This is a genomic window from Pricia antarctica (genome assembly GCF_900101815.1).
In the GTDB taxonomy this organism is placed as follows: Bacteria; Bacteroidota; Bacteroidia; order Flavobacteriales; family Flavobacteriaceae; genus Pricia; species Pricia antarctica.
The window spans coordinates 1-13,831 of the sequence record NZ_FNAO01000001.1 but is presented as its reverse complement, the minus strand read 5'-3'; the positions used below and the strand labels follow the sequence as shown (position 1 = coordinate 13,831).

Annotated in this window: 13 protein-coding genes and 1 pseudogene; 11 read left to right on the top strand and 3 right to left on the bottom strand. The window is 40.9% G+C overall.

What is annotated here, in order from left to right:
• Positions 1–112: 112 nt before the first annotated feature.
• The 4 genes from BLT07_RS00060 to BLT07_RS00045 all read left to right on the top strand — a co-directional run bounded on the left by BLT07_RS00060 (position 113) and on the right by BLT07_RS00045 (position 3,847).
• Complete coding sequence (locus BLT07_RS00060) at positions 113–856, top strand: CPBP family intramembrane glutamic endopeptidase (protein ID WP_091864529.1); 744 nt, start codon at positions 113–115, stop codon at positions 854–856.
• Positions 857–1,354: 498 nt separating this feature from the next.
• Positions 1,355–2,944 (top strand): TlpA family protein disulfide reductase, encoded by a 1,590-nt coding sequence (locus BLT07_RS00055; RefSeq protein WP_091864526.1) that lies wholly within the window; start codon positions 1,355–1,357, stop codon positions 2,942–2,944.
• Between the two features lie 355 nt (positions 2,945–3,299).
• Positions 3,300–3,554 carry a type II toxin-antitoxin system ParD family antitoxin gene (locus tag BLT07_RS00050; protein WP_091865520.1) on the top strand — a complete coding sequence of 85 codons (255 nt, stop codon included), beginning with the start codon at positions 3,300–3,302 and terminating at the stop codon, positions 3,552–3,554.
• Positions 3,551–3,847 carry a type II toxin-antitoxin system RelE/ParE family toxin gene (locus BLT07_RS00045; RefSeq protein WP_091864524.1) on the top strand — a complete coding sequence of 99 codons (297 nt, stop codon included), beginning with the start codon at positions 3,551–3,553 and terminating at the stop codon, positions 3,845–3,847. The genes BLT07_RS00050 and BLT07_RS00045 overlap by 4 nt, the downstream gene beginning before the upstream one ends.
• Positions 3,848–4,078: 231 nt before the next feature.
• Here BLT07_RS00045 and BLT07_RS00040 read toward each other — a convergent pair whose 3' ends face one another.
• A complete protein-coding gene (locus BLT07_RS00040) occupies positions 4,079–5,128 on the bottom strand; it encodes a PDDEXK nuclease domain-containing protein (RefSeq protein ID WP_091864521.1) in 1,050 nt (349 codons plus the stop codon).
• Positions 5,129–5,796: 668 nt separating this feature from the next.
• Here BLT07_RS00040 and BLT07_RS20845 point away from each other — a divergent pair.
• The 5 genes from BLT07_RS20845 to BLT07_RS00020 all read left to right on the top strand — a co-directional run bounded on the left by BLT07_RS20845 (position 5,797) and on the right by BLT07_RS00020 (position 9,604).
• Positions 5,797–5,949 carry a hypothetical protein gene (locus tag BLT07_RS20845; RefSeq protein ID WP_175455219.1) on the top strand — a complete coding sequence of 51 codons (153 nt, stop codon included), beginning with the start codon at positions 5,797–5,799 and terminating at the stop codon, positions 5,947–5,949.
• 61 nt (positions 5,950–6,010) lie between these two features.
• Complete coding sequence (locus BLT07_RS00035) at positions 6,011–6,493, top strand: VOC family protein (RefSeq protein WP_091864519.1); 483 nt, start codon at positions 6,011–6,013, stop codon at positions 6,491–6,493.
• A 576-nt stretch (positions 6,494–7,069) separates the two neighbouring features.
• A complete protein-coding gene (locus tag BLT07_RS00030; RefSeq protein WP_091864517.1) occupies positions 7,070–7,975 on the top strand; it encodes an SAM-dependent methyltransferase in 906 nt (301 codons plus the stop codon).
• A 251-nt stretch (positions 7,976–8,226) separates the two neighbouring features.
• Positions 8,227–8,478 carry a sigma factor-like helix-turn-helix DNA-binding protein gene (locus BLT07_RS00025; RefSeq protein ID WP_091864515.1) on the top strand — a complete coding sequence of 84 codons (252 nt, stop codon included), beginning with the start codon at positions 8,227–8,229 and terminating at the stop codon, positions 8,476–8,478.
• Positions 8,465–9,604 (top strand): fatty acid desaturase family protein, encoded by a 1,140-nt coding sequence (locus tag BLT07_RS00020; RefSeq protein ID WP_245726404.1) that lies wholly within the window; start codon positions 8,465–8,467, stop codon positions 9,602–9,604. The genes BLT07_RS00025 and BLT07_RS00020 overlap by 14 nt, the downstream gene beginning before the upstream one ends.
• Positions 9,605–9,699: 95 nt before the next feature.
• Here BLT07_RS00020 and BLT07_RS21540 read toward each other — a convergent pair whose 3' ends face one another.
• Positions 9,700–9,831, bottom strand: a complete 132-nt coding sequence (locus BLT07_RS21540) for a hypothetical protein (RefSeq protein ID WP_262503227.1) — start codon at positions 9,829–9,831, stop codon at positions 9,700–9,702.
• Positions 9,832–10,433: 602 nt separating this feature from the next.
• Between BLT07_RS21540 and BLT07_RS00010 the strand changes: the two genes are divergently transcribed.
• Positions 10,434–10,949, top strand: a complete 516-nt coding sequence (locus BLT07_RS00010; protein ID WP_245726403.1) for a DUF2141 domain-containing protein — start codon at positions 10,434–10,436, stop codon at positions 10,947–10,949.
• A gap of 769 nt (positions 10,950–11,718) precedes the next feature.
• Positions 11,719–12,990, top strand: a complete 1,272-nt coding sequence (ltrA, locus tag BLT07_RS00005; RefSeq protein WP_091864509.1) for a group II intron reverse transcriptase/maturase — start codon at positions 11,719–11,721, stop codon at positions 12,988–12,990.
• A gap of 302 nt (positions 12,991–13,292) precedes the next feature.
• Here ltrA and BLT07_RS21800 read toward each other — a convergent pair.
• A pseudogene (locus BLT07_RS21800) lies at positions 13,293–13,460 on the bottom strand (IS91 family transposase); the annotation flags it as partial.
• Positions 13,461–13,831 lie beyond the last annotated feature (371 nt).

Below are 13,831 nucleotides of genomic sequence, written 5' to 3'. Positions count from 1 at the left end.
CACCACAACTAGGCGAGACATGATAATCTCATATTTTGATTAGTTCCGTTAATCGAACGCTTTTTTGGGACTATCTTTTTTGTTAATTTCCCAGATTAAGATCAAACCAAGTATGGAGAATATTTTGAGACCGGTATGGAAAAAGGTCTTTAATTTTAATTGGAAATTCGGACTTTTTTTGATTCTGGTGGTTTGTCTTCCTCGATTTGCATTGGTCCTAGATGCGAATGCCACCAAGAATTATGGATATATAGGTTTGGTAATGGTGGTTTCGGCACTGGCTCCATTTATATTCTTGACAAGAAAGGGCTTAAAAGAAATTGGAATAACAAAACCAAAGAATTACCGATGGTTGCTAATCGGTTTTTTCATAGGTCTGATAATTAGCTTGTTACTTTTCTATTTAGGAGATTATATTTATGGAGATACCTTTAATAATTGGTACAACTATATAGGCAGGTCCTATAACATCCCACCTGATATCGGTAAAGAAGATAAGGTGGCTATGTTCCTAATAATGGCTGTCACGGGAATGGTTTTTAGCCCCATTGGGGAAGAACTGTTCTTCAGGGGAATCGTACATTCAAGTTTTGCGAAATCAATCGGGGACAGGAAAGCTTCTCTTGTGGACAGCCTTGCGTTCGCACTTACCCACATTTCTCACTTTGGGTTAGTTTTTGTAGGAGGTGGCTGGAACTTTCTGCTATTGCCAACAATCATTTGGGTACTGGGAATGTTCATGGCCAGCATTTTTTTCTTTGCCTCCAAGTTCTATTCCGGGTCAATACTGGGAGCAATTTTATGCCATTCCGGTTTCAATCTTGGGATGATCTATTGTATTTTCTACATGCTCTGATGAATATGGTGATTATCAGAAAGACATTTGACCATTCGGAGATTGTGGCCTTCCATTCTTTTTTTCAATGTTTCATAAAACCAACCTTTCTTGGGACTTCGCTAATCTTTTAACCCAAAAAGGTAAATCGGCCGTTTTATAGGACTAGGTCTATTTACGAAAAAGTCTTAAATTTATGTTATTGAAATAATAGATTAATAATTAATGAGTTGATGATTTTCATACGTCATGAAAGTGTGACGTGGGTACTTGTGCCAGAACCTTGATTTATTAGAAAAATCAAGAGTCTAACGAATTTACCCGCAGAACCATCGAGGTATGAAAAGAAAAAGTCTTGAAATTTATGGAAACCATCCGTTTTCAAACTTTATACTAGGCTTCCACTGCGAAGCACCGGGGACTTTTAAGTATTAAATTTATTATTAACGCTGATGAGGCCTACATTAAAAACAGAAGATAATCCATACTCCTAAATATTTCACTAAAACTTTATCATCCGTGAGATTTCTAAAAAACAAAATAATATTTCTGCTAACCCTGGTCCTTTTGTCATTCATAACTTGTAAGCAAAATAACGAAAACAATACCCGAAAAATAACGTCTGTCCTTAAGGATAAAACGAATTCTTCCAAAAACGTAGTAATAAAAGGATTTGCTGATGATGCGAAAGCCTTTGATTATATGAATTTTATCAACTACTCTTATTTCCGAGGAGCCAATCATGATAACCTATTTAAGGAAAAGATTAATGACACCACAATATTTACCCTCGAATCGATTAATCAGGCCCAAATAATTGAAGTTTTTTCTTTTGGAGATTCCACAAATTATAGTACTCGAATTTTTGCAAGCCCTGGAGACTCGATTGCAATGTTAATTGATAAAAGGGGAATTGGTTTTAATGGGAGAAATGCTTCTCAGTACAATTTTTTTGCTGAGCTGGATTCGACAAACACCGAATGGGCAAAAAATAAATATAAAGGTGATATTAAGGATTATAAAAAGCGATGTCTATCCATTTATAAAAGGCGACATCAATTCTTTGAGGATTATATAGTAAAGAACCAGGTTTCGAATGATTTCAAGAGGATTGTGGGCGCAGAACTTAAGTTTGAGTATTTGTATAATTTAGTGGCCCCTAGGTCCGTTACGACGGAATTTGGGTTTAACGTAAATAGTCAAGAAGGTTTCTTCCAAACCATTGCCAAGGATTACGATGTGGAAAGAGATGGCTTTTTTGATGTGGGTGATTATATGGACCATATTACAATTAATGATTTTAAAAGGCCCGAGCTTTTGAACGAGGATTATTTTAAGAGATCTTTGGTTGCGTTTATAAGATCCTACTATGTCAATTACGGACGATTAAACTATTCTACTGTGAATTTTAAAACAGAGAAGGAGTATATACAAAATCATTTGAACGGGTCCTTGGAAAACTACGCGATAACAAGTCTTATACACGATTATTATGAAAAAGGTTTTGGACAGGGAAAAATCGATAGGGAAGAAATTAAAAATCTAATACATGAATATAAAGACAAGGGTCTAAACCCTTCTTATCGGGAAGCACTCGACAGAATAGATGAGAAATTGGATGCTTTTGGTCTTAAATTTCCTGAAAAAGTCATGGCCGAACGATTGATAGGGCTAAGTGGTGATACAGTTACACTAGATAATGTTTTGAAAAAGGCCAAAAACAAAATCAAGGTTTTGGACCTTTGGGCCAGTTGGTGTTCGCCATGTATTTCTGAAATAACAAAAACAAAGACTTTTAGAAAACATTTGGCAAATAACGAAAATATTGAATGGGTTTTTATCTCTGTTGATAGCCATCAAGAAAAATGGTTGAATAAATCAAAAGAGTTACGAGAATTTCTAAAAAATGAGTATCAATATAGACTTTTGAATACCGACAAATCCTCAATTATCAGTTTCTTGACAGATAACAGACCCGGCACATTTATGATTCCAAGGTACATAATCATTGGATATAATGATAAAATTGAAACAATTTCTGCTCCTAGACCATCAGATTCATTGATTTTTACAAATTTGATAACCAAAATAAAAATAGATAATCCTTGATATTTCTCCATGGATAAATGTTCTGAAAGTAACGGCTTATCCACGGGGTCTCTACCCTTCCCAACCGGCCATTCCCTGAAAGAATATCCCGATTTGAGCTATTATTTTAGATTTCTGACTTATTTGTTTCAATCCCCTAAAAGGAACGTTTTAATGGAGCTAATCCCAGCTATATCTGAACCTTTAGATACTATTGTATCATAAATAACCCAGATCAATATTTCAGCTTCTAACAAGAGCACAAGTCATGATATGGGGTTTAGTTTAAACATTTTTTTACATGTCTGTAATTTTCTATTTGCATAAATTACCAAAATATAGTAATTTTATAGTGTTACTAATAAAATTCAGCAACATGAGCACCACGACCAGTATCAATGTAGGTAACCATTTCAAAGGATTTTTAGCGCGCCTTACCAAAGCCGGACGATACGGTTCCGCTAGCGAAGCGGTGCGGGCCGCCTTGCGTTTGTTGGAAGACGAAGAGGCAAAATACGGGACCTTGATGAAGGCCTTAGAGGAAGGTGAGGAAAGTGGCGAATGTACCGAGAATTTTGACGACGTCGTGCGGGGAGCCATTGCGGAGCAAAAAACGGAGGCTGCGCAGTGAATAATTATACCCGTTCAAAAAAAAGCACTGAGGATATCCAGAAAATTACCAAGCGCAGTATGGCAGACTTTGGGGAGACCCAGACCTTGGAATATTTGGCGGGGCTCAAGGAAAGGATGCAGTCGCTTGCAGGCCGTCCTGATATAGGGCGAGGATTTCTGCATACCCGTACAGAGCAACAGTACTTGTTTTTTAGGTATGAAAGCCATGTTATTTATTACCGAAAGCGCAAAAGTGATATTTTTATTGTCCGGATTCTACATTCCAAAATGCTTCCCGAAAAACATCTCTAATCGACTATTTAACGTTGCTAATATTTTTGGGGGCTCTAGGATGCTCTCAACGGCAATCACTCAATACCTATGAGTTTTGGTTTTCAATTTTCATACTTTCGGGAATTGTTAAAAATCCAATTATTGCCACATAAATAGCTTGAAATCGAAGATCGAAGGGAGCAATAACCATAATCCGTCAGTTCCGTAAAACGAAACATTTATGGGACTGGGCGTGAGAAATCGTTAATGTCATTTCCAATTATCCTTGTTTTTTATTCTCATTTTCAAATCCTCTTCCAGCTCCTCTATCGTAGGAAGCTTTGTTTTAATATTTTCCGGGATGGCCTCCGTCAGCTTGTATTCACTGATTCCCATTGGCTTGTTGATATCCCTTAACGCATATTCGGCCTCGATCTTATCCTTCTTCTTACAGAGCAGGATGCCAATAGTCGGATTATCCGATTCCTTTTTAAGGATGCTATCCACGGCAGATAGATAAAAGTTGAGCTTTCCGGCATATTCCGGTTTGAACTTACCGGACTTGAGCTCCAACACAACATAAGATCTGAGATCAAGGTGATAGAAGAGCAGGTCCAAGAAGTATTCGTTTTGACCGACCTCCAAGGGATACTGTCTACCGACAAAAGCAAATCCTTTCCCCAGTTCCAATAGAAAATCGGTGATGTTCCGTGAAATCTCGTTCTCTATCTCTCTTTCCTTGGCTTCGTTTTCAAGGCCAAGAAAATCAAAATTATAGGGGTCTTTCAGTGTCTGTCCCGCCATTTTGGAATAGGGAACCGGTAAGGTACTCTCAAAGTTATTGGAGGTGCCGCCGACCCTTTCTATCAGATTATCGTCGATCTGTACTTCCAGGATATCCCGCGGCCAGCCGTTTTTAACCGTTTCGATAGAATAGAACAGGGCCTTCTCAACGTCTTTTATCTTGGTTATGATCAATCTGTTGTGGCCCCATGGCAATTGTGCCACGGACTGCGGCACAAATTCAAATCGTTGTGAATAAAATAGATACCATTGCCTTACGGCGTATAGATTCCTTTTTGAAAAGCCTTTCATATCCGGAAACTCGTTATTAAGGTCAATGGAAATCTGTTCGATTACCTTGCTTCCCCAATTTGAATCCTTCATCTTGAAGGTGATATCCTTACCCAGTTCCCAATACAGTTGTATGAGTTGTTGATTGACCGAAAGTGCCGCCTTGTTCTTTGCGGAGCGGATTTTATCCTTAATGGATTTTATCCAATCACCATATTCCGATTTATCGAATGTATTACGTGCCATCCGGTAAAGATAATCATAATGATATTTTGACCGCTAAAACAAAACAGCGTTGAATACACTAGACATGATATTGCAGGTTACGAAAACCTCTTTTTTTGACAAAGTCTCGACAGTGCCAAAAAAGGAACGTTTTTTGGGACCATCTCAATCAGTTGGGCGGTGTTCCGCCTTCAATGAAAAGGTACATAGCTTAATTGACTTAGGCACCTAGTCAATAACGTCTGAGCACTTATTTTACATGTGTTTTTGTTCTAATACATAGAGCATTGCAACCGAACCGCTGCCCGTTTGGGCTAAAGCCCGGTCTATATTCTTTCAATTATCCCCACGGCTTAAAAGCCGTGGCAATTGTTTTCTGTTAATTTTCAATTGCCACGGGTCTTCAGCCCGTGTTCAATATAGGGCACAACTTCATGGGCTTTAGCCCAACCATTCAGTATGGCGTTCAGGGTTATTGGTGAAGTGCCTAAGTCAATAGCTTAATAACTGTTCTTTGCGCTGCTTTTCGCATATACTCTTGTAGAATTCGCATCTACTCTTTTATTTTCGCATCGTCTTTTGTAATTGACAAGAATAAAGACCAGCGACCCCTATAATTTTATGTCCTTTAAACCTTTGGGCTTTATTGAACATGGTGTAGAAGATACTACAAGCGAGAAGGTAGAACGATGGGCGGGAGCGATGGAAAACTATACGCTGGAAAAACGGAAGGCAAAACGGAACTGACCGTTAAAATTGATGTGGCCGAGGAGTATCTAGACGATTTTCAAAAGGCCTTTCCCAAAGCATTACAAAAGGTAAAGGGGCTTTCGGAAAAATAAGCTAAATTGTAACGTCTAATACCCGACTGCACAAAACGGTCAGGCCTAAAATTTAAAGATCATGAAAGTACATCCGTATTTAAACTTCGACGGCCAGGCCGAAGAAGCGTTCCATTTTTACAAGTCGGTTTTCGGCGGGGAATTTGTGTCACACATGAAAATGAAGGACGGCCCCGATAGCGGGAATCTCTCCAGGGAAGATCAAGACCGTACCATGCACATTTCGCTGCCCATCGCGAAAGACACTATTTTAATGGCCTCGGACGTTATCGAGTCCTCAGGCCAAGGCCTCGAGCCTGGAAACAATATACATATCATGCTCAGCCCTACCAGTAAAAAAGAGGCGGATCGTCTGTTCGGGGAGCTTTCAAAAGACGGCGATATCGAGATGCACTTGGAGGAACAGTTTTGGGGCGACTACTACGGAAGTTTTACCGATAAATTTGGGATAAAATGGATGGTCAGTTTTAATGATCAAAAAGAGGAAACATTGAAGGAGTTGGAAGAACAACTTCCGGACGATACACTATTGCCGGGAATGTAGATAGCCTAAAGGTAGGTTTGATTTATATAGTGCTTCCAAATAGTATGTTAAAGTACTAAAAACAAGTATTTTACCTACTGTCAAGAATAGTAAATAATCCTCGGGGCAAGCCCCCGAGGCATTCAGAGGAACATGTCTTTTTCATTGATGAAAACCATCCGTTTTCAAACTTTTCTCTAAAATACTAGGCAAGCCTAGGGGAATTAAACCCAATAGAGATTAAATAGAGGTTGAAGGAAGCTGTATATTGACTATCTTTATAGGAATTCGATTGTATTAAAAACCTTTCCAAAAACCACATACCCATGTAATGCCGAAAGGGGAGAGAGGGATATTCAACACTTATTTACAACCACTTCGCATTTCCAATGGAAATTATACGTAGAATACGTCATTGGTCTCCATGTAAAACTTGGTATTTTACTATAAACTACCATCTAGGGAAAAGAAGCGTATCCAGCTGTCGGACGGGCAGGAAAAAATAGTCGATATATTTCAAAACAGCATCTTACCCAGGAAAAAACACCTCAAAAGGGGTTTAGAAGAAAATGGGCAGTCAAACTTAAAATTAAAACAATGGCCGATAAAAAGGATTTAGATTTTACATATACCACCATAGACCATATATTCAGATTAAGTATGGGGGAAACAGGGGATTACAGCGGAGCCAGATATGACGGTAATTTTTCCCTTTCGCTGGAGGAAGCCCAAAAAGAAAAACATAGATTTATAGCGGACAGTCTTCATATTAAAAATGGAAGTAAAGTGTTGGATATGGCCTGTGGTTGGGGACCTTTTATTAAATACGCTTCTCAAGAAAGGGGTGCAATCTGTATGGGCCTGACCTTGTCGGAGGGGCAAGCTGAAGCTTGTCAAAAAAATGGGATGAACGTCATTGTGAAAGATTGTCGCTATGTAGTACCGGAAGATTTTGGAACGTTTGATGCCATTAGCTGCATTGGCGGACTGGAACATTTCTGTTCCGTTGAAGAATGGAAAGAAGGAAAGCAGGAAAAGGTATATCGGGATTTTTTTCAAACCGTAGGCAATTTGTTACCCAGTGGCGGAAGATTTTATATGCAGACCATGACTTTTAGCAAGAATATGATCGAGTATAAAGATTTGGATGTCAACGCCAAAAAAGGTTCAGCCGCACATGTTATGGCACTAATGGTTAAAGAGTTTCCAGGTTCCTGGCTTCCTTACGGTCCAGAAATGGTCATTAGAAATGCTCAACCAACCTTTAAACTAATTTCCAAAAGTAGCGGAAGACTCGATTATATTGAGACGATACGCCAATGGCGAAAGCGATTCAGGAAGTTTAATCTGAAAAAGTACTGGCTTTATGTGTCATTAATTCCCAAATACGTTGTGGATAAGGAATTTAGACATCAGGTAGCCGTTTTTAGGATTAGTCCGAACAAAATATGCTTTGAAAAAGAAATAATGGATCATTATAGATTGGTATTTGAGAAAATATAGCGTGGATCCCCTACCATAAAACAGGCTTTTAATTGAACCTTTGACAATGTTCAAAAATGGATAATTTAAAAATAAAAGAGTATGTTGAGAGAAAAGGATGGAAAGGCAAAATCAGATAAAACAGCACCCTTAAAAACCCGGAAGGAAAAAAAAGAAGCTAAAATTGCAAAGCAGAATTCAAAAAATAAAGCGATATAGGACGGAAAGAACCAAGGACACAGCATGGCATCAATTAATAAGAGTAATAAATCATGGGGAAGGGTGAATTTGAACAATCGATCACATTTAATTTGGTAGAGGCATTGAATTATACTTACAATACCATTGTTGTCATTATTCTGTTCTATTTAAAGGGATATTCCCAAAGGGAAATTTCCGACCGATTGAATATTCCGTTGGGCACCGTAAAGACACGAAAAAGAAGCGGCATTTTAAAATTGCGGGGTTTCTTAGAACGGGAAAGTTCCGGTAGGGCCGCAAAGGCCGTAGATGGAAACCGTTAGAAATCCGGAAACTTATATTATGGGCAAACCCACATTTTCGAACAAAGGACCGTCCGACTTCTCAAGGACGTTGAGAAAAAGGATAAAACGGCATTTCAAGGACAGCGGTACCGACCGGCATGCCAATAATAGCATGCGCTGGAAGACCGTCCTGATGCTCTTTCTTTTTCTGGCCCCCCTTATAATTTTGAACACAGGGCTTATCGCACAGATCTGGCCCGTGTTCATGCTCTATATCATAAGCGGCCTGGGGATGGCCGGGATAGGAATGGGCATCATGCACGATGCCATACACGGCTCCTATTCCAGGAACAGGACAGTGAACAGGTATTTGGGCTATACGATGAACCTCATAGGGGCGAACGCGGCCGTCTGGAGGATCCAGCACAATGTACTGCACCACACCTATCCCAATGTACAGGAGGCCGATGACGATATCAATATGCCCTTTTTCCTGAGGTTCTCGCCCCATGCCAAAAAATATAGGATCCATAGGTTCCAGTACCTCTATGTATGGTTCTTCTATAGTATGTCGACCATAGCCTGGGTCACGGCCAAGGATTTCGTAAGGCTCTACCGGTATAAAAAAATGGGCTTTCTCGGTAAAAAAGGAGAGTTCAGGAATACGCTGATGAAACTGATCGCATGGAAATCCCTCTATTACCTGTATTCGCTCATTTTACCGATCATCGTTCTGCCCATGGCCCCCTGGATCGTCGTTTCGGGTTTCATCGCCATGCACCTGGTCACCGGCCTGCTGATAAGCAGCGTTTTCCAGATAGCCCATATCATGCCCGGGATGGAATATCCCCTTGCCGATAAAAACGGGACCATAGATAACGACTGGGCCGCGCACCAGTTGGCGACCACGAGCAATTTTTCCCCCGACAGCAGGTTGTTTTCCTGGCTTATCGGGGGTCTGAACTATCAGGTGGAGCACCATCTGTTCCCCAATATCTGCCATGTACATTACCGCAAGATCTCGCCCATAGTCAAAAGGACCGCAAAGGAGTTCGGGATACCCTACCATACCAATAGGACCTTCCTTTCGGCCATCATGGAACATATCAAGATGCTAAGGAGCCTGGGGACGGCAAAAATGGCCGTTCAAGGGAACCCGGGATAGGCCGCGGACGGCCGAAGGTTGTTCCCGTAGGGGAGACCGTAAAGGAAAGCTAAATGGCAACGATCGGCGCGGCACAAATACCAACGGCCACGATTTCAGCCCGAAAAAACGGTGTCGATGGCCTCGGCGATCCCTTTGCGCATCTTCGGGAACGAGTTGGCCTTGATAAGAAAATAGGCCGCGCCGAGCTTTGGGGTTTCCACCCTGTCCGCCACGGGTTCTGACATGGCCAAGGGAGTCCGCTGCCTATCGGTCAGGTAGAGGGCATTGGTCGCTCTGCGTTTTTTACTACCCTGATATTCGAAATTGGCCCCGCCCCTTATCGCCGGTATATGGCTACCGTCAAGGTCTACGCTTGAAAGGTCCAGATCGCCACTATGCCTTTTCAGGAATTTGACCCAACAACCCTTCCATTCACAACAAAGACACCATTTTCTGTAATGGTAATAGACCGATTATCAGCTAAGGGCCACCACTCCTGAAAACGGTGCTTTTACCGGCAACTGGTTCCATTGCACACCGGTTTTGAGCTTGTACAGGATTGCATTGATGATCTCGGCCACCGGACCGTAGGCACAAAACCTCTTTGTCCCTTGGAATTAATGGCACTATTTCCATTTCTATCATATCTTTGTCGAGTACACTGTACATAAAGAGTTGTTCTTTAGTTATTTGCGTTTTTCGACACAAATATCCGTAACCTTTTCTTTCGATCCAAAAAAATTTTAATCACTTCAGATTGAACATGCTTTATTTGAACTTTAGTACGTCTTTTATTTTACCGCCAAAATGATTAAATTAGCGTGTCTACAAAAAACACAGTAAAATAATGAATAATCTGCTTTTTAAGTTTTTTCCCCAAAATACCGGGCATTCTGAAATGCCCCGGATTTTCCGAAAATTTTCACGGCTGCTTTTTTGGCTGGCTCTTAGTTTAGTATGGCTGCCGTCAAATGGGTTTGCTCAGACAGAATGCCCCTCCGTTAATGTAAAAATTCAGAATATAAGTAACAATACTGGGGTTATCGCCTGTGCGATTTTTGAATCCGACGAAGGTTTCCCGGGCAAATTCCTGAAATTCGCATCTAAGGTCATGATAACACAAATAAGTGGAACAGATGCGAGTTTTGAGTTTTCAGATGTTCTACAGGGAAAATATGCCATTGCCGTGATCCATGATGAAAACTTCAACGGTGAACTTGACACTAATATTTTTGGGATTCCGAAGGAAGGTTATGGTTTTTCCAGTGGTGCTGAGGTCACATTGAGTGCTCCTTCTTTTTCTGACGCTGAATTTTCATATGATGGGGGAGTTCTGCAAATGTCTATAGATCTTAACTACTAAAAATTTAAAATTACCTAATCCTGTTGTTGGGAATGATTTAACGGCAGGAACAGAAAAATTCCAAATCATATCCGAATCTGCTAGAATGAGCAGCGGAAATTCATCTTTTGGAATCATCTCCTAAGACCACAAAAGGAAACCTGAAGAAAGTACTGTACCGACAAAAATCTGATTATTTAAAGATAGGTTTTCGCCTCGTGATTATCCTAAAAGGATACTATTGGCAATAACTGAGCATTCGTGCGGTCGGTACGACCGAGCATGAATGAGGTGTGTGTGCCCAGCATGGGCACCTTTTTGGTTATATTAATATAATCAAATTAATCTAGAGGGTGCGAGTCCCTTATGGGCAGGGGTAGTGCCTTGAACCATTAGTAAGTCGCAAGGTTGTTATCCGTGAGGATAGGACTGAAGGAAGCGAGCCTACAAACTCTGGTACTGACGAACAGGAATCTGACACGAGGCTATGCGGTAGGGTAAGCAAACACATCATTGTAACGCCCAAGACTCCAAGCAATTGGAGACTACCAAAATAGTAGATCAGGCAGTAATTAGAGGAAAGAAGATGTACTTACCTGGGGAGGTCTCCAAAGTTACGTGTAACTATATGGAGAAGTCAGCAGAGGTCATAGTACTTACGGGAAATGAGCTAGGGCATTAGCCTAGAGGTCTCACAAGTAAGGAAGGACTAAACGTTAAATCACGTCTGGATTTGTATAGGAATCAGTTTACCTGATAGCCTATACTTAGAAGGACAAGAACAGTACGAATGATAGCAAAAGTAGTAGCCGCTAGAAACCTGAGTGATGCCTGTAAAAAGGTAGTTCGCAATAAAGGTTCGGCAGGAATAGACGGGATGGCTACAAAAGAGCTAAAGGCATTTATAACTGCCCACCGCTCAGAAGTGGTTCATCAGATTATTTCAAAAAGCTACCGACCACAAGCTATCAAAGGGGTAGAGATACCCAAGCCAAATGGCAAGACCAGATTACTGGGCGTGCCTACAGTAGTAGACAGATGGCTTCAACAGGCGGTAAGTCAAGAATTAGCGATTCACTTTGAATTAGATTTTGAGGATGAGAGTTATGGTTTTCGCCCTAAGAAGAACCTGCAACAGGCATTATTAAAAAGTCAAGGGTACATCAATGATGGCTACCATGACATAGTAGATATAGACCTAAAGAGTTTCTTTGATGAAGTACAGCATTACAAACTATTACAACTTATTTATAACAAGGTAAAATGCCCGACCACCTTGTGGCTGATCCGCAAATGGTTACGAGCGCCCATTGTAGAAAATGGACGACTGTGTAAGCGTAGAAAAGGATTACCACAGGGCAGCCCATTAAGTCCATTGCTGTCGAACATAGTGTTGGACCAATTGGACAAATACCTAAAAGCGAGAGGGTTCAAGTTTATATGTTACGCCGATGATTTTAGTATTTATACCAAATCAAAAGCGGCAGCACGAGAGATAGGGAACGAGGTTTATTTTTTTCTAAAAGAGAAGCTAGATTTGCCTATAAACCGAGCCAAGAGCGGTATCCGAAGACCTTCTACATTTACACTTTTGGGTTATAGGTTTACGCCAATGTATAAGAAAGGCGGAAAAGGCAAGTACCAGTTAACAGTAAGTAAAACAGCTTGGCAAGCACTTAAACGCAAGCTCAAGTTCGCTACCAAGAAAACGCTGCCATTATCATTAGCGGAACGACTACGACGCTTAAAACTCATCTATAAAGGGTGGTTGAATAATTTTCGTTTAGGAAATATACAGACCAAACTTAAAAAGATGGATGAATGGCTACGAAACCGACTTCGCTACTGTATATGGCATGACTGGAAGAAACCAGAGCGCAAACGCAAGAACCTCATTAGATTAGGAATAAAACAGGGACAGGCCTTTGCTTGGAGTAGGACAAGAATGGGAGGATGGGCAGTAGCCCAAAGCCCTATTCTCGGGACTACTATTACCAAAAAATGCCTAAGAAAAAGAGGTTATGAAAGTTTGCTAGCGTATTACTTCCGTGTAAAGTTCTGAAATGACGAACCGCCGTATACGAGACCCGTATGTACGGCTGTGAGAGGCGCAGTCCGTTCCTAACTAGGGGCGGACCCGTCTACTCGATTGAACTACACCGGGTCTTTGACAACGTTGTTTCCTATGGGGATTGGTATGGCAGGCTGGTGGTTTTAAGTGGCACCTGCGTGGATGCCTTTACGATTGCTGCATTTTTTGACTCCGTCAGGATGCTTTTTGCTATCCAAAGCCTAATTTCTATTGCCTCTCGGTACTTTTTTTCAAAACCCTTCCCTTTGGGCAATAGGGTTCCTGTCCAGCCATTACCCTGTTCTGATTTGGGATGTATTATCTTGTTGTGCTATTTTGCTGATCCAATATTCGGGCGGCCCTCTGCTGTCAAACATAGAGACCGTTACCAAGGTGCCTTCTTAACACCTAGGACACCTTCGGTGCAATATCGGTGGTGGTTTTTCCTTGTGAGTACATCGTGGACGCCCCGTCCATCATCCTATCGTCTTGGCCATACATGACATGCTTCCTAAAACGAGTGCCATTACCAATACCAAGATTGTAGTTCCCCTTTTCATTTTATTTATTAGAATTAGGGAAAACTGCAATAATATTTGACCGAAGGGTACCTCCGAAAGGTTGATTTTTAACCTAAAACCATAACATAGGAGTATTGACCGGACATCTATACACAGGAATATGAACAACACCAATTTAACAATCTAGGATTAATATCCAGTGTCCCATAAAACGAACGTGGCTGTTGCACAACTCCGATAAACATCAATTTTTGCTTTCACCAATGCGCGGAAATCCGTAAATTCAAGGTATGCAAGGCAAAAAGAACTAT